The following is a 22,578-nucleotide window of genomic DNA, read 5'->3' as shown; positions in this document are numbered from 1 at the left end:
GGAGCGCCGCCGCCCCGGGGACCCGGGAGTTCGCCGCCACGCCCTAGTTGTTGCGGGACAGTTCCCGCATCAGGGCCTTCAGCAGCCAGACGATCGCGGTGCCGATACCGATCAGCAGGAGGATGAGGAAGAAACCGACGATGATGTTCACGGGGGCGAGTCTCGGGCACTGACACCGATGCGTGCCAATCGCCCTCGTCAGCTCGCCGGGCGCTCCCCCGGGGCCTCGGCCCGGGCCGGATCCGGCTCGTCGTCCCACCGGAGGCCGTACGGCTCGGCGGGACGGGACGCCTGGTCCAGGCGGTGTGACGTCCAGGGCAGGATCGCGCCCACCATGATCACCACGGCGGTGGTGGCCGGCCAGATGAAGGCCGCGCCGACCCCCCGCAGCACCGGCGTGCCCAGCGTGTTGCCCAGCAACCAGCTGATCGCACCGCCCAGGGTGGAGGTGACCAGCAGAGCCGTCACCCGGCGCACCGGGTAACGCCCCGGGCGCAGCAGCGCGCCGATGCCCAGCAGCAGGCCGGTCAGCAGTCCCAGCCCGGCCAGCGTGCCGTCGACCGCGGCCTGAAGCTCCGTCTCGTCACCGAGCTTCTCGGTGAGCGGCAGCAGAAGGCGCCAGGCCACCGCCACCACGATGCCGAGCACGATCGGCAGGACCAGGGCGACGGTCTCACCGGCCAGGAGTTTCGGCTTCTTCGTGGCCCCCGGGCCGGGCCGTTCATCGATCATGCTCATCGGGCGCCGATCCTAGCGGCGGGCACTGTGAACCGCTCAGGCGCGGGCACCGGCGTCGTCAGCCCCAGGCCCGCAGGCGTTCCAGGGCGGTGGCCAGGTCGTCCGGGTACTCGCTCTGGTACTCGGCCCACTCCCCCGTGCCCGGGTGCTCGAAGCCCAGCCGCACGGCGTGCAGCCACTGCCGGGTGAGCCCGAGCCTCGCGGCCAGGGTGGGGTCGGCGCCGTAGGTGAGGTCACCGGCGCAGGGGTGACGCAGCGCCGAGAAGTGCACCCGGATCTGGTGCGTGCGGCCGGTCTCCAGATGCACCTCCACCAGCGACGCGGCGCGGAACGCCTCGACCGTCTCGTAGTGCGTGACGCTGGCCTTGCCGCCGGTGATCACGGCGAACTTGTAGTCGTGCGAGGGGTGCCGGGCGATCGGCGCGTCGATGGTGCCGCGCAGCGGGTCCGGGTGGCCCTGCACGATCGCGTTGTAGGTCTTCTCCACCGTGCGCTCGCGGAAGGCCTGCTTCAGCACCGAGTACGCGTACTCGCTCTTGGCCACCACCATCAGGCCGCTGGTGCCGACGTCGAGACGGTGCACGATGCCCTGCCGCTCGGCCGCGCCGGAGGTGGCGATCGAGTAGCCGGCCGCGGCCAGGCCCTGGGTCACCGTGGGACCGGTCCAGCCCGGGCTGGGGTGCGCGGCCACACCGACCGGCTTGTCGATGACCACCAGCTCGTCGTCGTCGTGCACGATCCGCATGCCGGGCACCGGCTCGGGCGGCGGCAGCTCGTCCTTCTCCGCGCCGGGAAGGCTGATCTCCAGCCAGGCCCCGGCGCGCAGCCGTTCGGACTTGCCCACCGGGGAGCCGTCGAGCAGCACCGCGCCGTCGGTGGCCAGGTCGGCCACCGCGCTGCGGGACAGGCCGAAGAGCCGGGCCAGCCCGGCGTCGAGCCGCTCGCCGGCCAGCCCGTCGGGCACCGGGAGGGAGCGCACCTCAGGCATCGGCCTGCCCATCGCCGTCTTCGGTCGTGCTCTTCTTCTTCGAGTCGCTCACGCGCTGCCCGTCGGTGCCGATCCCGATCACGCTGAGCACCGCGATCAGCACCGCGGCGCAGGTGATCGCGCAGTCGGCGAGGTTGAAGATGGGCCAGTTCGGCAGTTCCAGGAAGTCGACCACGTGACCGCGGAACAGGCCGGGCGAGCGGAAGATCCGGTCGGTCAGGTTGCCCACCGCACCGCCCAGCAGCAGGCCGAGCGCCACGGCCCAGCCCCAGTGCCCGAGTGTGCGGGAGATCCGGATGATGAACACCGCCACCGCGATCGCGACCACGCTGAAGATCCAGGTGGAGCCGGTGGCCATGGAGAACGCGGCGCCGGGGTTGCGGATCAGGTAGAAGCCGAACAGGTCGCCGGCCACGTCCACCCGGCCCTCGCCGGTCAGCTTCTCGACCGCCAGATACTTGGTGAGCTGGTCCAGACCGAGCACCACCAGGGCGATCAGCGGAACGGCCGCGGCGTAGGCGCGGCGCCGGGCCGGCGGGACCGGGGGCGGCGCGTCGGCCACGCCGGTGTCATCCACGCCGGAGTCCGGCGTCTTCGTGGGCTCTGTCATCGTCCTCATAGGGTGCCATGTCCCGCACCGGGCGACGTACCCGCCGACGGCGGACCGCTCTACCGGCGTCTACCGGCGCTCCTGCCGTTGCTTGCAGGCCACACACAGCGCCGCCCGGGGAAAGGCCTCCAGGCGGGGCAGCGCGATCGGCTCGCCGCAGCTCTCGCACACCCCGTAGGTGCCGGCCGCCATCCGGTCCAGGGCGTCCCGCGTGGCCTGCACCGCGTCGGTGACCCGGGTGAGCAGCGCCTGCTCGTGCTCCCGGCCGAAGGTCTTGCCGCTGGAGTCGGCCGGGTCGTCGCCGGAACCCGCGGCGCTGTCGCGCAGCACGTCGGCCAGGCCCGCCAGCACCGTCTCCCGCTCGGCCTCCAGCCGGGCCAGGTCGGCGACCAGCTCGGCGCGGATGGCCCCGAACGGCCCGGTCACGGTGGTAGCAGCCTTGCGCTCGGCCCGTGGCACGTGTGCCCCCTCACGGCGACGCGGGCGGTGCTGGTCAGAGCGGCCGGCACCGCCCGCAAAACGGCTCTAGCGGATTCAGATAAGTCTGAACCCGCTGGGCCGTGCTGGCTAGCTGCCTGCGTCAGCTCTGTCCGCCGAAGGGGTACTGCGCGGGGGCGTCGGCCCCGGAGTCCGAGTAACCACCACGGGTCGGCAGCGGCGCGCCATAGGGAGCGGCGCCGACACCGGCCGGCTGGGACTGCGGCTGCTGCGGCCCACGGGTGGGCACGACGGCGGCCTTGGACTCCAGCTCGCGCAGCTGGCCTTCCAGGTAGGACTTGAGCCGGCTGCGGTACTCCCGCTCGAAGGCGCGCAGCTCGTCGATCTTGCGCTCGAGCAGCGAACGCTCCTGCTCCAGGGAACCGAGCGTCTGGCGCTGCTTCTCCTCGGCCTCACGGATCAGGCGGTTGGAGTGCTCGCGCGCCTCGCCGACGATGCGGTCGCGGGTCTGCTCACCGTTGCGCACGTACTCGTCGTGCAGCTTCTGGGCGAGCGCCAGCATGCCGGCAGCGGCCTCGGGACCCTGCGGCGCCGCCTCCATGACGGCCGGGACCCGGACGGGCTCCGGCACGACCGCGGCCACCGGCTGCGGTGCGGGCGGGGGGGTCGGCATCGGCGCGGGAGCCGGTTCCGGAGCGGACTCGCGGGCCACGTTGGCACGGGACAGCTCGCCCACTCGGCGTTCGCAGGAGCTCAGCTTGCCGCGCAGCTCCTCGTTCTCCTCGTTGAGACGACGTAGCTCGTTGACGACCTCGTCCAGGAAGTCGTCGACCTCGTCCTGGTCGTAGCCTTCGCGGAACTTGGTCGCCTGGAAGCGCTTATTAACAACGTCTTCGGGCGTCAACGCCATCTGGTCACCTCGCGTTGGTCACTCAATCGGAAGTGCGGAGCCGCTGCTACGCCACCGTACCGGAAGCTGACGCTACACAAGGTCGGCGCAGATGACCACTTCCGGAGCAACGGAGGGTCATGTGTCACGCACAATCTGTCACCTGAAGGTGCTACGTGTGGCACCCGGGCCTACGGTCGCAGCACCTGCATCAGGATGCTCACTATGAGGAACAACACGATGAAGGCCAAGTCGAGCTGCACGGCCCCGATGCGCAGGGGCGGGAGCAGCCGGCGCAGCGCCTTCAGCGGCGGGTCGGTGCCCGAATAGATGCCCTCGGCGATCACCAGCACCACGCCACGCGGGCGCCAGTCCCGGGCGAACACCTGGATCCAGTCGATCACCAGCCGGCCGATCAGGATGATGAAGAACAGGAAGACGACGTAATAGAGCAGGTACCTGATCACGTCCACGACGGTTGCGACTCCGCTTTGCACTCAGTGTTGGACCGGGCGGTTCCTGGTCCACCGGCACGGAGCCGGTCGGACAGGCCTACCCGAGGGGATGGGCTACGTCGAACGGCGTTCACCGTAGCGAACCGGGCGTCGTTTTTATGCGCCCGGATCGCCTAGGATTACTTCTGTTCCCCCACGATCGGCCGGACCGGCCCGATCGCGCCGGGTTCAGTTCGCCCTACGCATGTGCCGGTACAACGCGCCGGCTCGCCGTCCGGTGCCCACCCTCGCCCGTCCGGCGGCATCTGCCCCGCCCGCCGGTCCGTTCTGCCCGTTCGGGCACGCCGAGGGTCTCTCAGGCATAGCGAAACACCGTCAGCACCAGGTGCGACGGGAGTGCAATCTTTCAGATCTACCCGCTGACCCTCACGGTCCGCGGGTAGATCTGCCTACGACTGGTTGAAGAAGGCCGACCGCTCCGCGGGCCGGGGCTTCTCCGGTGTCGCCACCTCGACATTCGCCGGGGACAGCAGGAAGACCTTGCCAGTCACCTTCTCGATCGACCCGTGCAGACCGAAGACCAGCCCGGCGGAGAAGTCGACGAGACGCTTGGCGTCGGCGTCGTCCATGTCCGTCAGGTTCATGATCACCGGCGTTCCCGAGCGGAAGCTCTCGCCGATGGTCTTGGCCTCGTTGTAGGTCCGGGGATGGATCGTGGTGATCCGGTGGATCTCGGCCGACGGGTGGGCGACCACCCGGGCCATCTGCCCCTGCCCCTGGGCCCGGCCGATCGGGGTGACCGGAGCCCGGCGGGGTTCTTCTCGCTCGTCCTCGTCGTCCACGACCGGATCGAAGTCCTCGTCCTCGTACTCGTCGTACGCCGAGTAGCGGTCGTCGTCCTCGGCAAGGCCCAGGTACACCATGGTCTTGCGCAGTGCGCCGCTCATCGAAACCTCCGCATGTTCGCTCACCCTGCGACGAAGCTACCCGAGGGGCGGCCTCTGACCGAGGACCGCGCTTCCGACACGCAGGTGAGTTGCTCCGTGACGCAGCGCTTGCATGAAATCCCCGCTCATGCCACCCGAAATGCTCGTTGCCTCCGGGTGTTGCCTCTGTAGATGCTCAGAAGCAGCCAAAAGATCGGCAAATGCGGCATCTGGGTCCCACGTCACAGGCGAGACCGCCATCAGTCCCGCTAACTCAAGGTGATCAGAAGCAGCGATCGCGTCGGCCAGAGCCGGCACCTCGGAGGCCAGGGCCCCGCCGCGGGAGTTGTCACCGTCGAGGCTCAGCTGCACGAAGCACCGCACCCGGCGATCGGTCTCGGCCGCGCCGCGCTCCAGACCGCCGACCAGGGAGAGCCGGTCGAGGGAGTGCACGACGTCTGCGTAGCGACCGACGTGCCGGGCCTTGTTGCTCTGCAACCGGCCGATGAAGTGCCAGGTCAGGTCCAGGTCGGCGGATTCCGCGACCTTGGCCGAGGCCTCCTGGTCGCGGCTCTCGCCGACCTCCCTGACCCCGAGCCCGGCCAGCAGCCTGATGTCGCTGGCCGGGTAGGTCTTGGTGACGACGACCAGCGTGACCTCAGCCGGGTCGCGCCCGGCGTCCGCACATGCCGTCGTCACCTGCGACCGGACCTTCTCCAGGCCGGCCGCGAGTTCTTGCTGTCGTTCCACCACGTTTCCTTCCCAGAGGGAAGGCGGACGTTACTTGAGGAAGTCGGGCACGTCGAGATCGTCGTCGTCGAGCACGATCGGACGCGGCGTGCGCGACGGACGCGGGTCGGTCACCTCGATCACCCGGGGCTGGGTGGGGGTGGGGTCCTTCGGCGTGTCGGCCTGCGGAACCGGGGACTGCGTCGGCTGTTCGCCGGTGGAGCCCTGGCCCTCGGACGGCGACCACTCGGCCTCCGGCTCGGCGGCCGGCGGGTTCAGCGGGGTCGGCTGCGCATAGCCGTTGGCCTGCGCGTATCCGTTGCCACCCGCATGACCACCGACGTTCGCCGGCACCTGAGCGGTGACCGGCTGCTGCTGCGGAACCTGCGCACCGGAGTACTGGTTCTGCGCGTGCGCCGCACTGGGCAGCGGCGTCGGCTGGGCATGGGCCGGGCGTGGAGCCGGGTTGGACGACGGTAACTGCGGTCTGCCGCTGAACTGGCCGAGCGCGTTGTCGTCCTGACGCTTCGACGGGGTGCCCCCGTCGAAACCGGCCGCGATCACGGTGACCCGCACCTCGTCGCCGAGCGCGTCGTCGATGACCGCACCGAAGATGATGTTGGCCTCGGGGTGCGCGGCCTCCTGCACCAGCCGGGCCGCCTCGTTGATCTCGAAGAGACCGAGGTCGGAGCCACCCTGGATGGACAGCAGCACACCGTGCGCACCGTCGACGCTGGCCTCGAGCAGCGGCGAGGAGATCGCCGTCTCGGCGGCCTGGATCGCGCGGTCCTCGCCGCGGGCCGAGCCGATGCCCATCAGTGCGCTGCCCGCTCCCTGCATCACCGACTTCACGTCGGCGAAGTCGAGGTTGATCAGGCCGGGAGTGGTGATCAGGTCGGTGATGCCCTGGACACCGGACAGCAGCACCTGGTCGGCCGAGCGGAAGGCGTCGAGCACGCTGACGTGCCGGTCGCTGATCGACAGCAGCCGGTCGTTCGGGATGGTGATGAGGGTGTCGACCTCTTCACGCAGGGCGGTGATGCCGGAGTCGGCCTGGGTGGAACGGCGCCGGCCCTCGAAGGTGAAGGGGCGCGTGACCACACCGATGGTGAGTGCGCCGAGCGACCGGGCGATCCGGGCGACCACGGGCGCGCCACCGGTACCGGTGCCACCACCCTCGCCGGCGGTCACGAAGACCATGTCGGCGCCCTTGATCACTTCCTCGATCTCTTCGGCGTGGTCCTCGGCGGCCTTGCGGCCCACCTCCGGATCGGCGCCGGCGCCCAGACCACGGGTGAGTTCCCGGCCGACGTCGAGTTTCACGTCGGCGTCGCTCATCAGCAGCGCCTGGGCGTCGGTGTTGATCGCGATGAACTCGACGCCCTTGAGTCCGACCTCGATCATCCGGTTGACCGCGTTGACGCCGCCGCCACCGATACCTACAACCTTGATGACCGCGAGGTAGTTCTGCGGAGCTGCCACGTCGGGGTGCCTCTCGCTCGCCGGATCCGTTAGATCCTAACCCTCAACTGGAGGGTTATAGTTATGTCAGCCTGTACTGATAATTGAACGTAGGTGCCCGACCCGAGGCCTTTCAACGACCTCGCCGGTGTGTCGCGCGCCGGAGTCGATCGCTCTCGACGAACGCGATGGTCACCTGCCGTTCACCACGCACTACGACGAGACGGTCGGCATCTCCGGGGCCCGCACGTCGTAGGTCTTCGCCTTCTGCTTCAGCAGCGCCGTCAGCACCCGGGCCTTCTGGTCGCCCTGCTCCGAGTCGCCCCACTGCACGGTGACCGTGCGGTTCCCGGTCAGCCGGAGCTTCAGCCAGATCCCGTCGGGCGAGCTGGTGCCGATCGACCTCAGTCTCGAGCTCAGGTTCTCCGGCAGCCCGTTCAGCACGGCCAGCGTGCCACGCAGGTTCTCGACGCTCCGCTTCTCCCCCAGCGTCACCTGGATCCGGGGCAGGGCGGCGGGCGCGTCGGCAGCGGGCACGGTCTCGATCACCACGCCGTCGTCGTCCACCAGCTGCACCATCTGGACCGGCTTCGCCGTGCCGGTGGCGGCGTCGCCGCTCCCGGTCCCGTGGCTGTTCGCGGCCACCTGCTCCGAGGGCAGGGCCGCCACCGGCTCCCGCTCGGTCACGTCCACCGCGATGGTGCCCGGCCAGGACCGGCTCACCGTCACGTCTTTCACCAGGCGCAGCTTCTCCACCTGCGCGGTGATGTCTGCGGTGCGGGCCAGCAGCATCGAGTGACCGATCTCGGTCTCCGCGACGTCGCGCACCTGCGACTCGGAGATCCGGTCCAGGCCGGAGACCTCCACCCGTTCCACCTTCGCCCACGGCGAGAGGAAGGCCAGCCAGCCTCCTCCGGCCAGCACCATCATCGCGCTGAGCACGGTCATCGTGCGGCGCAGCCGGCGCCTGCGGGCCCGGGCGGCGAAGCGCTGCGCCGAGGTCGGCGACACCACCGGCCGCCCGCTTCGCAGCACCGGCCGCTCGAGCAGGCCGGCCGAGCGGCTCGCGGTGACCTTCGGCCGCGGCTTCTTCTTGCCGTTCTTGCCCGACGACGCCCTGGGGGACGACTTCGGGGACGACGGGGAGGCCGGCTGCCGCCGTGCCGCCGCGCCCCGGCCCGACGCCGTGGCCCGACCCGAAGAACTCCGGCCCGGCCGCCGGCCGGGCCCGCTCGACGAGGTGGACGGGCTCATGCCGGCGTGTGCTCGCCCTCGTCCGCCGGAGTGTGCCCGGAACGGATCGCGTCGAGAATGGCCGGGCCGAGCGCGGTCACGTCACCGGCGCCGATGGTGAGCACCAGGTCACCCTTCTGCGCGCGGCGCAGCACCTCCTCGACGGCGGCCGTGGCGGTGGGGCGGTAGGCGACCTGGGACTCCGGCAGCCGCACCGCCTTCGCCACCAGCTCACCGGTGACACCGGGCTCCGGGTCCTCCCGGGCCGCGTACACGTCGAGCACCACCACCTCGTCGGCCAGCGACAACGCGGCGCCGAAGTCCTCGGCGAAGATCCGGGTGCGGCTGAACAGGTGCGGCTGGAACACGGCGAGCACCCGGCCGTCCGAGACCACCGCGCGGGCGGCCTTCAGCACCGCGCGCACCTCGGTGGGGTGGTGCGCGTAGTCGTCGACGACGCGGACGCCGTCCTCGGTGCCCTTGTCCTCGAACCGGCGCCGGGTGCCGCCGAAGCTGCGGACCGCGGTCAGCGCCGGGGCACCGGACACCCCGAAGTGCCGGGCGACGCACCAGGCGGCCACCGAGTTCAGGGCGTTGTGCACCCCCGGCACGCGCAGGGTGACCGGGCCGATCCGGGAGCCGTCCGGCCGGGCCTCGATCGAGAACCGCACGCCGTCCGGGGTGTCCTCGACGTCGACCAGGCGCACGTCGTTGTCCTCGTCCAGCCCGTACCGGCAGACCCGCACCGCGTGCGCGGCCAGCTTGGGCGCCACCTGGTGCAGCACCCGGCGCACGCCCTCGTCGTCACCGCAGGCCACCACCATGCCTCCGGGCACGACCCGCTGGCAGAACTCGGCGAACGCGGCCTCGACCGCCTCGCCGGTGCCGTAGTGGTCGAGGTGGTCCGCCTCGACGTTGGTGATGACCGCGACCTCGGGTCGGTACAGCAGGAACGAGCCGTCCGACTCGTCCGCCTCGGCCACGAAGATGTCACCGGCGCCGTCGTGGGCGCCCTGACCGCCCTCGGTCAGCTCGCCGCCGATCGCGAACGACGGGTCCAGCCCGCACTCCCGCAGCAGCACGGTGGTCATGCCGGTGGTGGTGGTCTTGCCGTGGGTGCCCGCGATCGCCACCGGGCGGCGGCCGGTCATCAGCGCCGCCAGCGCCTCCGAGCGGTGCAGCACCCGCAGGCCGCGTTCCCGGGCCTCCACCAGTTCCGGGTTCTCCGGGCGCACGGCCGAGGAGATCACCACGGTGGACCCGGCCGGCACCTGGTCGGCCCGGTGGCCGATGAAGACGGCGGCCCCGCCGGCCCGCAACGCGGCCAGCACCGGGCTGTCCCGGTTGTCGCTGCCCGACACCACGACCCCGCGGGCCAGCAGCAGCCGGGCGATGCCGGACATCCCGGCGCCGCCGATACCGATCAGGTGGGCGGCCAGGATCGGCTCGTCCACCATCGGGGCGCCGGTGGCACCGGTGACGGTGGCCTCGCCGCTGAGCCGGCCACCGACTCGCGAACCGGCCATCGTCGGCACGCTGAGCGTGGGATCGCTGCCCGGTGCGGAGGGATCGGACATGCTCATCGGTGGCCTCCCCGGCCGGCCGCGACCTCGACCATCGAGGCGAGCCGCTCGTCTGCGTCACGGATCCCGAAGCGGGCCGCGGCGTCGCCCATGGCCCACAGGCGCTGGGGGTCGTTCAGGATCGGCAGCAGGGTGTTCGCCACCCAGATCGGGTCGCAGGCGTCGTTGTCGACCAGCAGACCGCCCCCGGCGCGCACCACCGGCTCGGCGTTGTGCCGCTGCTCACCGTTGCCGATCGGCAGCGGCACGTAGGCGGCGGGCAGACCCAGCGCGGTGACCTCGCTGACGTTGCCGGCCCCGGAGCGGCAGACCACCATGTCGGCGGCCGCGTAGGCCAGGTCCATCCGGTCCAGGTACTCGGTGACCAGGTAGTTCGGCGGCTGGTCGCCGTCGTCGAACAGCACCGTCTTGCCGCGGCCCGCGGTGTGCAGCACCTGCACCCCGGCGCCGTGCAGCAGCCAGGCGGAGCGGCCGAAGGTCTCGTTCAGGCGCTGGGCGCCGAGCGAGCCGCCGGTGACGAAGAGCGTGGTCTGGTTCGGTTTCAGGCCGAGCGCCACCCGGGCCGTCTCGCGCTGCGAGTCACGGTCCAGCATGGTGATCTGCCGGCGCAGCGGCAGGCCGATCACCTGGGCGTGACGCAGCGGCGTGCCCGGGAAGGTGACCGCGACGTGCGGGGTGAACCGGGCGCCCAGCTTGTTCGCCAGCCCGGGGCTGGCGTTGGCCTCGTGCACCACGAACGGCACCCCGAGCCGGCGCGCGGCCAGGTAGGCCGGCGAGGACACGTAACCGCCGAAACCGACCAGCACGTCGGCACCTTCGAGCACCGCGGCGGCCGCGTCGATCGCGGCCTTCAGGTTGCCCGGCAGGTGCAGCAGCGCCGGGGACGGCTTGCGCGGCATCGGCACCCGGGGCATCAGCTCCAGGTCGTAACCGGCGGCCGGCACCAGGCGGGCCTCCAGGCCCTCGGCGGTGCCCAGCGCGGTGATCTTGGTGGCCGGGTCGCGACGGCGCAGGCAGTCGGCCAGGGCCAGCAGGGGGGCGATGTGGCCGGTGGTTCCACCACCGGCCAGTACGACGGAGAGACTCATCGGTTCCTACCGTTCCGCCGCACCGGAAGCACGGCAAGTGATCGCTGTACCAACCCGGCGCGGGCAGCCAGTGCCTCGGCGACCCCGGACTCGCGCCGGGCGAAGCCGAGCACCATGCCGAGGGCGGCGAGCATCGTGATGAGCGCCGTTCCACCGCTGGAGACCAGCGGCAGCGGCATTCCGACGATCGGCAGGAGCCCGACGACCCCACCGATGTTGATGACGGAGTGGGTGACCACCCAGATCAGAACTCCCGAGGTAGCGATCTTCACGAATTCGTCGTCGGTGCGCAGCACGATCCGGGCCAGGCCGAGACACAGGGTCAGCAGCAGGCCGATCACGAGCAAGGTACCGACGAGGCCCAGCTCCTCGCCGACGATGGCGAAGATGAAGTCGTTGTGGGCCTCCGGCAGGAGACCCCATTTCTCCCGGCTGCCGCCGAGGCCCACGCCCCACCAGCCGCCGGAGGCCAGTGCCCACTGCCCGTGCACGCTCTGGAAACAGCTGCCCTGGGCCTGTTCACTGGTGGCGCTGCACCCGCTCATCCAGCTGCCGATCCGGTCCAGCCGGTTGCTGCTGGCCTGCACCAGCACCAGCACGGCGAACAGCAGCACGCCGGAGGCGGCCGCGAAGATCCGCAGCGGGGCGCCCGCCACGAACAGCAGCCCGGCGACGATGGCCATCACGACCATCGCCGTCCCCAGGTCTTTTCCGCCCATGATCAGGATCAGCAGCACGCCGGCCCCCGGCACCACCGGGATCAGGGCGTGCATCGGCCGGTGGATCAGCGGGCGCTTGCGCACCAGCACGGTGGCGCCCCAGACGATCAGGGCGAGCTTGCCGACCTCGGCGGGCTGGAGGGTGAAACCGGCGACCGCGATCCAGCTGTGGTTGCCGTTGGTGCCGACGCCGATGTGCGGCACGAAAGTGAGTGCCTGGAGCAGGAAGGCGGCCAGCAGCATCGGCCAGGCCAGCATCTGCCAGATGCGCGGCGGCACCCGCATGCAGATGACCAGCCCGGGCAAGCCGAGCGCCGCGAACATCGCCTGCTTCCAGAACTCGGTGAACGGCGAGGCACCGTCGGCGATCGACTCGACGCTGGAGCTGGACAGCACCATCACCAGGCCGATGCAGGTCAGCGTGACGGTGGCGCCGAGCACCAGGTAGTACGAGGTGAGGGGTGAGTTCAGCCGCCCGGCCACCTGGCGGGACAGCGAGGCCGCCCGGCCGGCGAACGGTGACTCGGCGGCGACCGTCACCCGGTCACGTCTTTCACCGCGGCGGCGAACGCCTGACCGCGGCCCGAGAACGGTTCGCCCTCGGGGGCACCGAGCACCGGCGACAGCAGCACCGTGTCACCGGCCCGGGCCAGCCCGGCGGCCAGTTCCACGGCGGACCGCATCACCGGCTCGATCTCGGGCATCGTCCCAGTCTCGGGGACGACGGCATCGAGGACCGGGACATCCGGGGCGTGTCGGCCCAGCGCCTCACGCACCCCGGCGGTGCCGTCACCGGGCAGCAGCACCACGCCGCGCAGGCGGGGCGCGTACTTCTGCACCACGGCGTCGAGGTCGGCCGGGACCGTGCCGTGACCACCGGCGATCCAGACCACCGACTCGAAGCTCGCCAGCCCGGCCGCCGCGGCGAACGCGTCGGTGGCCGAGGAGTCGTCGATCCAGTCCACGTCGTGCGCGTGGTTCAGCAGGTTCAGCCGGTGCGGCAGCGGGTAGTAGTGCCGCAGGCCGTCACGCACGGCGATCGGCGACACCCCGTGGGCGCGGGCCAGGGCGGCCGCGGCCAGGGCGTTGATCAGGTTGTGCGCGGCGAGCACCCCGGCGCCCGCGGTGCGCACGTCCTCGGTCGTGCCCAGCTCGGCCGCGGAGGTGCTGCGCTGCGGCACGAACGCCCGATCGCAGAGCACGTCTTCGACCAGGCCGAGCATCGACACGGCGGGCACGCCGCCGGTGATCCCGATCGCCCGGGCGCCCTCGATCACCTCGGCCTCGCGCACCAGATCCTCGGTGGCCGGGTCGGCGGTGTTGTAGACGCAGGCGATCTCGGTGTTCTGGTACACCTTGCCGCGGTCGGCCAGGCTGCCGGTGTCGGCGGGGCCGACGTTCAGGCAGACCGAGGCCTGCGGCCGCAGACTCGACGACCAGCGCAGCTGGAACGCCGACAGCTGCACGGCGAGCACGTCGTACGGCTCGGGGTGCAGCACCGACTCCAGCAGCGAGGTGCCGGCCTGACCGGTGGAGGTGGCGCGCCTGCCGTCGGCCGCGAGCATGGTGGCCAGCATCGTGGTGGTGGTCGCCTTGCCCCGGGTGCCGGTGACGGTCAGCCAGGGCGCCGCGCCGGTGGCCGGACGCAACCGCCAGGCCAGTTCGGCCTCGGCCCAGACCGGCACACCGGCGGCGAGGGCACCCGCCACCACCGGCTGTTCCTCGGTCCAGCCCGGCGACACGACCAGCAGGTCGGTCTCGCCGGGCAGCCCGCCGACATGCTCGGCGCCGAGCCGGATGTCGGCGCCCAGGGTCTCCAGCACGATGCCGCGCTCACGCCGCGATCCGGCATCGGTGCGGTCGAGCACGATCACCCGGGCGCCGCGTTCCAGCAGGGCGTCGGCACAGGCGAAGCCGGAGATCCCGATGCCCGCGACGACCACCCTCAGGCCGTCCCACTCGTTGTTCAGCGGGTCGGCCGTCATATGCCGACCACCCACTCCGCGTAGAACACCCCGAGACCGAGGGCGACGAAGAGACCGGCGATGATCCAGAACCGGATCACGATCGTCACCTCGCCCCAGCCCATCAGCTCGAAGTGGTGCTGGAGCGGCGCCATCCGGAACACCCGTCTGCCGGTGAGCTTGAACGAGCCGATCTGGATGATCACCGAGAGGGTGATCATGATGAACAGCCCGGCGAGCGGCACCAGCAGCAGTTCGGTGCGGGTGGTCACGGCCAGGCCGGCCAGACCGCCGCCGAGGGCCAGCGAACCGGTGTCGCCCATGAAGATCTTGGCCGGGGAGGCGTTCCACCACAGGAACCCGAAGCAGGCACCCATCACGCAGGCCGCCACCACCGCGAGGTCACGCGGATCGCGTACCTCGTAGCACTGCGGGCCGGCGCCGGAGGCGAGCTGGCAGGACTGGTTGGACTGCCAGATCCCGATCATCACGTAACCGCCGAAGACCATGACGCTGGCGCCGGTGGCCAGGCCGTCGAGGCCGTCGGTGAGGTTCACGCCGTTACTGGCGCCGGCGATGATGATGTAGGTCCAGACGATGTACAGGATCAGGCCGATCAGCGGCCCGGCGAACGCCAGGTCGACCGCGGTGTCGCGGATGAACGAGATCGACGTGGTGCCGGGCGTGCGGAACCCGCTGTCGGGGAACTGCAACGTCAGGATGGCGAAGGTGATCGAGACGAACGACTGCCCGGCGAGTTTGCCGCCGGCCGTCAGTCCCAGGCTCCGCTGCTTGCTGATCTTGATGAAGTCGTCGAGGAACCCGACCAGGCCGAGACCGGTGATCAGGTACAGCACCAGCAGGCCGGACATCGTCGGCCCGTCCAGCGTGATGGCGTGGGCCACCACGTAGCCGAGCAGGGTGGCGGCGATGATCACCGCGCCACCCATGGTCGGGGTGCCTCGTTTGACGTGGTGCGAGGTAGGGCCGTCATCCCTGACGAACTGACCGTAGCGGCGCTTGACCAGGAACCGGATGAACAGGGGGGTTCCGAAGAGCGCACAGATCAGCGACACGGCCGCGGCGATCAGGACCGTTCTCACGCTGCCTCTGTCTCTCTCATTCGTCGCCGGGCGGCTGCCGGGTGGGCAGTCGCCGGCGTGCTGCCGGGGGACTTGCGGGGGCAAGCAGTACTCATGCCGTACATCAGGCGGGCGGTCCTCCAGCCGGGCCGGACGACCGTGCGCCGGCGCTCACCGTACCGATCCGGAAGGATCCTCGCTTCACCGGTTCCGTCCTTGGGAGACCGGAACCGGTTGGGTGCCGCCCGGCCTGCCGAGCAGGCCGACGAGCACCTCCCGGTCGTCGAAGGGGTGCACCACTCCGGCGACCTCCTGGCCACGTTCGTGGCCCTTGCCCGCGACCAGCACGATCCCGTTCGGGCCGGCCATCCGGACGCCGGTCGCGATCGCCTCGCGGCGGTCGGCGACCTCCAGCACCTCGGCGGTGGCGCCGTTCACGGATCGTGCACCTTCGAGCACCGAGGCCCGGATCCGGGCCGGTACCTCGGAGCGCGGGTTGTCGTCGGTGACCACGACGACGTCGGCGTGACGGGCCGCCTCGGCGCCCATCTTCGGCCGCTTGTCGCGGTCCCGGTCGCCACCGGCGCCGATCACCACCACCAGCGGGCCGTTCCGGCCCGAGGCCGAGGGGCGTAACGCCCGCAGGGCGGTCGCCACGGCGTCGGGGGTGTGGGCGTAGTCCACGACCGCCAGCGGCCGCCCGGAGCCGGTCAGGCCGACCTGCTCCATCCGGCCCGGCACCGCGGGGGCGGCGGCCAGCCAGCGGGCGGCGTCGCCCGGGGCGGTGCCGGAGACGACGAGCATCAGCAGCGCCAGCACCGTGTTGGCCACGTTGAACTCGCCGGGCAGCGGGCAGCGGGCGTCGAGCGTCACGCCGTCCGGCCCGGCCAGCACGAAGTCGGTGCCGCCCTCGTGCGGGCGGGCGGCGGTCACCCGCCAGTCGGCGTCAATGGTGGACGACGAGGAGGTCGCGAAGTCGTCCCCCGAGCTCCACGGCCCGAGGGTGGTGAAGGTCACGACGGGGACACCGGATTCGCGGGCCAGGCGCCGGCCCCATTCGTCGTCCACACACACCACGCCCTGCTTCGCCCGCGCCGGGGTGAACAGGTCGGCCTTGGCCGCGAAGTAGTCCTCCATCGTCGGATGGAAGTCCAGGTGGTCCTGCGAGAGGTTGGTGAATCCGGCCACGTCGAACCGGATCCCGTCGACGCGCCCCATCGAGAGGGCATGGCTGGAGACCTCCATCGAGCAGACCTCGACGCCCCGGCGCACCATCTGCGCCATCAGCGCGGCCAGGTCGGGGGCCTCGGGGGTGGTGCGCTTGCTGTCGATCTGCTCGTCGACGATCCGGGTCATCACGGTGCCGATCAGGCCGCAGCGGCGACCCCCGGCCCGCAGCGCCCCGTCCAGCAGAAACGTGGTGGTGGTCTTGCCGTTGGTGCCGGTGACACCGAACGTCAGCATCTGCTCGGCGGGGGCGCCGAACAACCAGGCGGCCAGGCCGCCCAGCAGCTCACGGGGCGCCGGCACGACGACCAGCGGCAGGCCGCTGTCGGCCGCCAGCTCGGCACCGGCCGGGTCGGTCAGCACCGCGGCGGCGCCCAGTTCGGCGGCACCACGGGCGAACCGGGCCCCGTGGGTGCGCGCGCCGGGCAGCGCGGCGTAGAGGTCACCGGGGCGGACGGCTCGGGAGTCGAGGCAGACGCCGGTGATCGAGATGTCACGGACGGTGTCTGGCACGGTGGTACCGAGGACGTCGGCGACGTCGGCCAGAGAACGGGCGGGCGCGGGATCGCGCGGTGGGACCGGCACGGTGGTCGAGGCTATCCGGTTTCTGGGCCGCCTGATCACCACTCGAGCGCTAGATCGGGTTTCCGGGTGTTCGTCGGCTCAATTCCCTGGGACACCAAGGCGTCCGACATGATTTGCTGGAACACCGGCGCCGCCACCGTGCCACCGTAGTGGTCGCCCTCCGGCTTCTGCACGAACACCGCGACCACCAGCTCCGGATCGTCCGCCGGGGCCATCCCGACGAAACTGGCCGTGTACCCGCTGTAACAGCCGCAGTCCTCGTCGTACGCCTGCGCGGTACCGGTCTTGCCGGCCACCCGGTAACCCTTGATCTCGGCGTCCACGGCCGTGCCGTCCTCGCCGACCACGCTCTCCAGCATGAGCCGCACCTGCTGGGCCGTCTTCGCGCTGACCACCCGGGTCTTCTTGCCCTCGGGCTCGGCCACCAGCTTGCCGTCGGCGCCGCTGACCGCCTTGATCAGCTTCGGCGCGACCCGCACGCCGTCGTTGGCGATCGCGGCGAACACCTCGGCCGACTGGAGCGCCGTCACCGAGACACCCTGCCCGAACATGACGTTCAGCCGGGTACGCCCGTCCCAGTCCTGGTAGCCGGCCAGGATGCCCGACGACTCCCCCAGGCCGACGCCGGTCTTGCTGCCCAGCCCGAACCTGGTCAGGTACTCGTACATGGTCTTCGCGCTCATCTTCTCGCCGACCTCGACCGTGCCGGTGTTCGACGACTGGGCGAGAACGCCTGCGAACGTCAGCCTCTCGGTCGCGTGCTCGTGCGAGTCGCTGATCACGCCGGCGGCGCCGCGATCGAGGGTGTAGGGCACCTCGAGTTTGCTGGTGGGCTGCACCACGCCCTCCTCCAGCGCGGCCGCGGCGGTGATCACCTTGTTGGTGGACCCGGGCTCGAACACGTCGGTGAGCGTGCGGTTACGCAGGTTCGCCACGTCGCTGTCGCCGGGCTTGTTGGAGTTGTAGCCCGGGGCGTCGGCCAGCGCCAGGATCTCGCCGGACTTCGGGTTCAGCGCCACCAGGGTGGCCGACTCGGCGTCGTACTTCTTCACCACCGCCTCCAGCGCCTCCTGGGACTTGTACTGGAGGTCGCGGTCCAGGGTGAGCTGAACGTCCTTGCCGTCCACCGGATCGGTCTCGGTGGTCAGGCCGGTGGCGATCTGCTGCCCGTTCTTGCCCTTCTCGTAGGTCATCTCGCCGTCGGTGCCGGACAGCAGGTCGTCCTGCGACTTCTCGATGCCGGACACCGCCTCGCCCTCACCGTTCATGAACCCCAGCACGTTCGAGGCCACCGAATCGGCGGGATAGGTGCGGCGACTCGCCTGCTCGCTGTAGACGCCGGGGATGTTGAGGTCCGAGATGTCGCTCCAGACCGTGGGTTCCACGCTCTTCGCGACGTAGTTGAAACGCTTGTTGCCGGCCAGGGTCCGGGCCACGTCACCGACCGACTCCCCGAGGATCGGGGCGATCTTCTTGGCCGCGCCGGCCGCGCCCTTCTCGTCCTCCGGCACCGCGGCCTTGGAGTTGTACTCCGACACCACGGTCTGGTCCACGGTGATGTTGCGGCGCTCCACGGTCGTGGCCAGCACACTGCCGTCGGTGTCCAGGATGTCGCCGCGGTGGGCCGGCAGGGTGCGGGTGGCGGAGCGGCTCTCCAGGGCCTCGGCCGACAGCGTCTCGGCGTCGAAAGCCTGGAGCTGCACCAGCCTTCCGGCGAACACCACGAACACCAGCACGACGACGCCGGAGACCCACTTCAGCCGCAGGTCGGGCTGCCCGGCGCGGGGCGGGCCCATCCGCGGGAACGGCGGGCGCGGTCCCCGGCCTCCCGGACCGCCTCCGCGTGGGCGCCGTTTCGCCTGTGCCCGAGCGGATCTCACGGCCGGCCCGAGGGCCGAGGCGGTGAGGGTGCGGGCGGATCGGCCGGTGCGGGGTGTGCTGCGGTTCCGCGTCGTTCCCGGGGTCTGGTGCGAGCGGCCGGTTCTCGCGGCGCGGGCCGCCGCGGCGGCCTTGGCCTCCCTGGCCGTCCGGGGGGTACGAGCCCTGGGGGACGCCGGTGCCGCCTCACGCGCCCGGGTCGTCTTCGCGGACGGGGCCGATCGGGCCGTCCGGGCCGATGGGGTTTTGCGGGCCGATGGGGTTGTGCGGGGAGCCTGCGTCCCGGCGGAACGGCTCGCCGTCGTCCTGCCGCCCTGCGCGGACCTACCGCTCGGCGTGGACCTTCCGGACTGCGCCGCTCTGCCGGACTGCGCCGCTCTGCCGGACTGGGCGGCCTTGGCCGCCTGGGACGTCCTTGCTTTCCGCGCCGTCTGAGCGGATTTCGCCGGCTGGCCGCTCCCGCCCGACCGGGACGACCTGGCCGCGGGAGCCGAGCGGGACGACCGGCCGGAGCCGGAGGACTGACCCGACCGCGAGCCGCGGTCCGCCCCGGAACCCGGCGCCGGGCGTCCCGAAGCGGTTCGCCCCGCCCCGGTCCGGCCCGACGAGGACCGGCCCGACCCGCTCGAGCTCTTCTCGGAAGCCGTTCTGCCGGAGGCCTTCTGGGTCGGCCTGGCGGTGGCCGGCTTCTTCGCCGCCGAGCGCGACGACGGCGACTGGCGGGTGGAGGTCTTCCGGGGCTGGGCGGCGTCCCCACGCATGGTCCTGGCACTTCCCGACGTATCGCCGGACGTGCCGGACTGGTTTCCCGTCCTGCCGGACGGCTTCTGGGTGGTGGGCGACTTCTTGGCGGTTCTGTTCGTGCGGGTGGTGGCGGCGCGCCCGGAACCGCCCGGGCCGGGCGGGAATCCGCTGCCGGACCGGGCCGTGGCGTCGCCGCCGCCGGGACTCACGGCGACGGCTCACCCGTCGTCGTCCCGCCGGTTTTCGTGGTGTCACTGCCGGGCGCCGCGGCGGCGGCCTCCGGCTCACCCTTCACCGAGCTGTCGTCCAGGTCGATGAACGCCGGGTTCGCCGCCGGCACCATGCCGAGCTTCTTCGCCGCGGCGGACAGCTTCTGCGGTGCGCTCTGCGCCTCGACCTGCTCGGTCAGCGCCTGCCGCTGCTCCGCGAGTTCCCGCTGCTGCTGCTGGAGTCCGGTGAGTTCGTAGGCGCCCTTGCCGATGCTGATGTTGAGCAGCAGAAGCACCAGCAGGCCGAGGCCGAGCAGCCCCACGCAGAGCATGGCCAGACCAGCGGCCGAGCGCCGGGGAGCGGGCACGACCCGCAGCCGGGGCCGGGCGGTCCGGACCGGACGGGTGGGTTGCCGCAGCGCCCGCCCGGCACCGGTCAGTTCGTCCGGGGCAACCCTGGCGGTCGCGGTGCTCGTGGTCATGCTGCGTCCCCTCCTCGTGGCCGGCGGCCTGTCCGCCCCGGTGATCCGGGGCCCCCGTGGGCCGCTGCGATCCGTTCCGCCGCGCGCAGCCTGGTCGAGGCCGCCCGCGGGTTCTCCGTCATCTCCGTCTCGTCCGGCACCTCGGCGCCGCGGGTCAGCAGTCGCATCCGCGGCGCGTGCTCGGGCAGCTCGACCGGCAGCCCGGGCGGCGTGGTGCTGCGCACCTGTTCCGCGAGCACCCGTTTGACGATGCGGTCCTCCAGCGACTGGAACGACATCACGGCGATCCGGCCACCGACGTCCAGAACCCCGATAGCCGCGGGCACCGCCCGCTCCAGCACCTCGAGTTCCTGGTTGACCTCGATCCGCAGCGCCTGGAAGGTGCGCTTGGCGGGGTGTCCCCCGGTCCGCCGGGTGGCGGCCGGCACGTTGTCCCGGATGATCTCGACCAGCCGGGCACTGGTCGTGAACGGCCTCACCGAGCGCTCGCGCACGATCGCCGAGGCGATCCGCTTCGCGAACCGCTCCTCGCCGTAGTCACGCAGGATCCGGGTGAGGTCCGCCGCGGAGTAGGTGTTGAGGATGTCGGCCGCGGACAGCTCCGCACCCTGGTCCATCCTCATGTCCAGCGGTGCGTCCACCGAGTAGGCGAAGCCGCGGTCGGTCTCGTCCAGCTGGAGCGAGGAGACGCCGAGGTCCATCAGGACGCCGCTGACCTTGTCGATCCCGAGATCGGCGAGCACCTCGGCGATCTCGTCGTAGACCGCGTGCACCAGACGGGCTCGGTCACCGAACGGCGCCAGCCGGCGGCCGGCCAGTTCCAGGGCCTGCGGATCCCGGTCGATGGCGACCAGCGTGGCCTGCGGGCAGGCGGTGAGCAGGGCCTCGCTGTGCCCGCCCATCCCGAGCGTGGCGTCCACCACGACCGATCCGGGTTCGGTCAGCGCGGGGGCCAGCAGCTCGACGCAGCGGTCGCGCATGACGGGGACATGACGCTCGTGGGCCAGGGCCTCGTGGGCCGAAGCCGAGCCGGGTGCCGGTGCGGGGGGTGTTTCCGGGCGGGTCATCGCGACCTCCCCTCGAGGAGTACGGCGCGCGGGGAGTCGTACCCCGCTGCGCGAAAGTTGAGTGTCTGACATGGAAGCCACTGGGGCTCAAGGAATTTCGCCGATCACACTCCGTGACCGCCAGATCGTACGACACCGCGCGGGTCCGGCGACGGAGGTCGTGGACCCGGCTCAGCGGCGGGGAAACAGCACGAGAAGCGGACCCGGGAGGTGCCGGGACGGCGCCGACGTCCGCCGATCAGGTCTCCATCCGCTCCGACCGAACCACGGCCTGACACCGGGGAAGGTGTGTCAGGACGCCTCGGGCGGCTGGAGACCTCATCGTCGGCGAATCGGACCGGCCGTGTGCCCAGCACCTGGATGCTCGGATTCGCTTCTCGTTGCGCTGCTGTCGCCCTAGCCGGCCGGAACCGGTGCGGGCGTCGTCTTCTGGTCGGGAGTGCGGTCGGCGAGTCGTCGGGGCAGTCGGGCGGCGTGCGGTGGGCCTGCTGGGGAAGCGGCCGGACGGTCGTGCGGCGTGGTGCTCCTGCGGGGTGGTGTCTGCATCAGAACAGTCCGGGTACGACTTCCTCCGCCTGCTCGGCGAACGCCTGCTCCTGCTCGGCGAGGTACGACTCCCACGCCGCCAGGTCCCAGATCTCGATCCGCTGACCGGCGCCGATCACGGCGCAGTCGCGGGTCAGACCGGCATAGGTGCGCAACATGGCCGGGATGGTGACCCGGCCCTGCTTGTCGACCGCCTCGTCGGACGCCCCGGAGAGGAACACCCGAAGGTAGTCGCGCGCCTGTTTGCTGGTCACCGGTGCCTGGCGCAACTGGTCGGCGAGGCGGGAGAACTCGTCGACCGGGAAGACGTAGAGACAACGCTCCTGACCCCTGGTCACGATCACCCCTTCCTCCAGTTGCTCGCGGTACTTGGCCGGAAGAATCAACCGGCCCTTGTCGTCGAGGCGAGGAGTGTGGGTACCGAGGAACACCGGCGGTCCCCTCCCCTCGCCCTCCCTCACATGAGGCAGCCGGAGCGAGAGGCGTCATCCGTGCCACTCCTTCCCGCTCCAGTGGCCTCCACATTACTCCACTTCCCTCCACACGCAATGGCGGAACAGCGGATTCCATCCGCGCAACTTGCACGAACGTGCAGGTCAGAAGGGTGGAGGCCGCGGTGGGGACAGTTTGCGCCCGGGTGTCATCCACAGTCTTGACAAGACGGCCTCATGGGCCTTTTGAGTCCTTCGGGGAGCGTTGTGGCGGCTTCGCGGGGCCCCTGGGGAGCAAAGTGGGGGACGAGGGGAGACGGGCGGGACGCCCGGGGGCCGGGCGAGGGGGAAAGTGGGGGGACACGGTGCCGGACCGCTACCGTCCTCGACCGTGGTGGCGTGCGGCCCCAGCAGGTTGCAACGCTGCACGATGCTTCAGCGTTTGAGAGACTGATCAGCACCGAGCACTGCACACATCAGACAGACAAGCACGACTTCTCCCGGGC

The 22,578-nt window shown here is 71.3% G+C and carries 20 protein-coding genes; all 20 read right to left on the bottom strand.

The window, feature by feature from the left end; all coding sequences use genetic code 11:
• Positions 1-198: 198 nt before the first annotated feature.
• Entirely contained in the window at positions 199-738 is a 540-nt protein-coding gene (locus KIH74_RS19305) for a hypothetical protein (protein ID WP_214157366.1), read from the bottom strand.
• A gap of 58 nt (positions 739-796) precedes the next feature.
• A complete protein-coding gene (locus KIH74_RS19300) occupies positions 797-1,726 on the bottom strand; it encodes an RluA family pseudouridine synthase (protein ID WP_214157365.1) in 930 nt (309 codons plus the stop codon).
• Complete coding sequence (lspA, locus tag KIH74_RS19295; protein WP_246572623.1) at positions 1,719-2,336, bottom strand: signal peptidase II; 618 nt, start codon at positions 2,334-2,336, stop codon at positions 1,719-1,721. Before lspA ends, KIH74_RS19300 begins: the two co-directional genes overlap by 8 nt.
• Positions 2,337-2,405: 69 nt before the next feature.
• A complete protein-coding gene (locus tag KIH74_RS38760) occupies positions 2,406-2,795 on the bottom strand; it encodes a TraR/DksA family transcriptional regulator (RefSeq protein WP_214157364.1) in 390 nt (129 codons plus the stop codon).
• A gap of 121 nt (positions 2,796-2,916) precedes the next feature.
• Complete coding sequence (locus tag KIH74_RS19285; protein WP_214157363.1) at positions 2,917-3,684, bottom strand: DivIVA domain-containing protein; 768 nt, start codon at positions 3,682-3,684, stop codon at positions 2,917-2,919.
• A 170-nt stretch (positions 3,685-3,854) separates the two neighbouring features.
• Positions 3,855-4,136, bottom strand: a complete 282-nt coding sequence (locus KIH74_RS19280) for a YggT family protein (protein WP_214157362.1) — start codon at positions 4,134-4,136, stop codon at positions 3,855-3,857.
• Positions 4,137-4,567: 431 nt separating this feature from the next.
• Positions 4,568-5,065 (bottom strand): cell division protein SepF, encoded by a 498-nt coding sequence (locus tag KIH74_RS37835; protein WP_214157361.1) that lies wholly within the window; start codon positions 5,063-5,065, stop codon positions 4,568-4,570.
• 36 nt (positions 5,066-5,101) lie between these two features.
• Complete coding sequence (locus tag KIH74_RS19270) at positions 5,102-5,794, bottom strand: YggS family pyridoxal phosphate-dependent enzyme (protein ID WP_308113897.1); 693 nt, start codon at positions 5,792-5,794, stop codon at positions 5,102-5,104.
• 30 nt (positions 5,795-5,824) lie between these two features.
• Complete coding sequence (gene ftsZ, locus KIH74_RS19265) at positions 5,825-7,255, bottom strand: cell division protein FtsZ (protein ID WP_214157359.1); 1,431 nt, start codon at positions 7,253-7,255, stop codon at positions 5,825-5,827.
• 192 nt (positions 7,256-7,447) lie between these two features.
• A complete protein-coding gene (locus KIH74_RS19260; RefSeq protein WP_214157358.1) occupies positions 7,448-8,488 on the bottom strand; it encodes a cell division protein FtsQ/DivIB in 1,041 nt (346 codons plus the stop codon).
• Entirely contained in the window at positions 8,485-10,050 is a 1,566-nt protein-coding gene (gene murC / locus KIH74_RS19255) for a UDP-N-acetylmuramate--L-alanine ligase (RefSeq protein ID WP_246572622.1), read from the bottom strand. The genes KIH74_RS19260 and murC overlap by 4 nt, the downstream gene beginning before the upstream one ends.
• Positions 10,047-11,138 carry a UDP-N-acetylglucosamine--N-acetylmuramyl-(pentapeptide) pyrophosphoryl-undecaprenol N-acetylglucosamine transferase gene (locus KIH74_RS19250; protein ID WP_214157357.1) on the bottom strand — a complete coding sequence of 364 codons (1,092 nt, stop codon included), beginning with the start codon at positions 11,136-11,138 and terminating at the stop codon, positions 10,047-10,049. The genes murC and KIH74_RS19250 overlap by 4 nt, the downstream gene beginning before the upstream one ends.
• Positions 11,135-12,397 (bottom strand): putative lipid II flippase FtsW, encoded by a 1,263-nt coding sequence (ftsW, locus tag KIH74_RS19245; protein ID WP_214157356.1) that lies wholly within the window; start codon positions 12,395-12,397, stop codon positions 11,135-11,137. Before ftsW ends, KIH74_RS19250 begins: the two co-directional genes overlap by 4 nt.
• On the bottom strand, positions 12,394-13,842 hold the full coding sequence (locus KIH74_RS19240; RefSeq protein ID WP_214157355.1) for a Mur ligase family protein: 1,449 nt from the start codon (positions 13,840-13,842) through the stop codon (positions 12,394-12,396). Before KIH74_RS19240 ends, ftsW begins: the two co-directional genes overlap by 4 nt.
• Positions 13,839-14,924, bottom strand: a complete 1,086-nt coding sequence (gene mraY, locus KIH74_RS19235; protein ID WP_214157354.1) for a phospho-N-acetylmuramoyl-pentapeptide-transferase — start codon at positions 14,922-14,924, stop codon at positions 13,839-13,841. The genes KIH74_RS19240 and mraY overlap by 4 nt, the downstream gene beginning before the upstream one ends.
• Before the next feature lie 180 nt (positions 14,925-15,104).
• On the bottom strand, positions 15,105-16,715 hold the full coding sequence (locus KIH74_RS19230; RefSeq protein WP_308113895.1) for a UDP-N-acetylmuramoyl-L-alanyl-D-glutamate--2,6-diaminopimelate ligase: 1,611 nt from the start codon (positions 16,713-16,715) through the stop codon (positions 15,105-15,107).
• A gap of 35 nt (positions 16,716-16,750) precedes the next feature.
• Complete coding sequence (locus KIH74_RS19225; protein WP_214157353.1) at positions 16,751-18,511, bottom strand: peptidoglycan D,D-transpeptidase FtsI family protein; 1,761 nt, start codon at positions 18,509-18,511, stop codon at positions 16,751-16,753.
• Positions 18,512-19,542: 1,031 nt separating this feature from the next.
• Complete coding sequence (gene ftsL / locus KIH74_RS19220) at positions 19,543-20,028, bottom strand: cell division protein FtsL (protein ID WP_214157352.1); 486 nt, start codon at positions 20,026-20,028, stop codon at positions 19,543-19,545.
• On the bottom strand, positions 20,025-21,008 hold the full coding sequence (gene rsmH / locus KIH74_RS19215) for a 16S rRNA (cytosine(1402)-N(4))-methyltransferase RsmH (RefSeq protein WP_372492099.1): 984 nt from the start codon (positions 21,006-21,008) through the stop codon (positions 20,025-20,027). The genes ftsL and rsmH overlap by 4 nt, the downstream gene beginning before the upstream one ends.
• A gap of 632 nt (positions 21,009-21,640) precedes the next feature.
• On the bottom strand, positions 21,641-22,072 hold the full coding sequence (gene mraZ, locus KIH74_RS19210) for a division/cell wall cluster transcriptional repressor MraZ (RefSeq protein ID WP_214157350.1): 432 nt from the start codon (positions 22,070-22,072) through the stop codon (positions 21,641-21,643).
• Positions 22,073-22,578 lie beyond the last annotated feature (506 nt).

Source organism: Kineosporia corallincola (assembly GCF_018499875.1).
In the GTDB taxonomy this organism is placed as follows: domain Bacteria; phylum Actinomycetota; class Actinomycetes; order Actinomycetales; family Kineosporiaceae; genus Kineosporia; species Kineosporia corallincola.
This window is presented reverse-complemented; position numbering and strand designations above follow the sequence as displayed.

Bases quoted from the DNA above. Each gene is read 5' to 3' on its own strand.
- KIH74_RS19225 (WP_214157353.1), bottom strand. From the start codon at position 18,511: ATGGGCCCGCCCCGCGCCGGGCAGCCCGACCTGCGGCTGAAGTGGGTC.
- lspA (WP_246572623.1), bottom strand. From the start codon at position 2,336: ATGACAGAGCCCACGAAGACGCCGGACTCCGGCGTGGATGACACCGGC.
- KIH74_RS37835 (WP_214157361.1), bottom strand. From the start codon at position 5,065: ATGAGCGGCGCACTGCGCAAGACCATGGTGTACCTGGGCCTTGCCGAG.
- KIH74_RS19305 (WP_214157366.1), bottom strand. From the start codon at position 738: ATGAGCATGATCGATGAACGGCCCGGCCCGGGGGCCACGAAGAAGCCG.
- ftsL (WP_214157352.1), bottom strand. From the start codon at position 20,028: ATGACCACGAGCACCGCGACCGCCAGGGTTGCCCCGGACGAACTGACC.
- murC (WP_246572622.1), bottom strand. From the start codon at position 10,050: ATGAGCATGTCCGATCCCTCCGCACCGGGCAGCGATCCCACGCTCAGC.
- KIH74_RS19285 (WP_214157363.1), bottom strand. From the start codon at position 3,684: ATGGCGTTGACGCCCGAAGACGTTGTTAATAAGCGCTTCCAGGCGACC.
- KIH74_RS19300 (WP_214157365.1), bottom strand. From the start codon at position 1,726: ATGCCTGAGGTGCGCTCCCTCCCGGTGCCCGACGGGCTGGCCGGCGAG.
- KIH74_RS19250 (WP_214157357.1), bottom strand. From the start codon at position 11,138: ATGAGTCTCTCCGTCGTACTGGCCGGTGGTGGAACCACCGGCCACATC.
- KIH74_RS19240 (WP_214157355.1), bottom strand. From the start codon at position 13,842: ATGACGGCCGACCCGCTGAACAACGAGTGGGACGGCCTGAGGGTGGTC.
- rsmH (WP_372492099.1), bottom strand. From the start codon at position 21,008: ATGCGCGACCGCTGCGTCGAGCTGCTGGCCCCCGCGCTGACCGAACCC.
- KIH74_RS19260 (WP_214157358.1), bottom strand. From the start codon at position 8,488: ATGAGCCCGTCCACCTCGTCGAGCGGGCCCGGCCGGCGGCCGGGCCGG.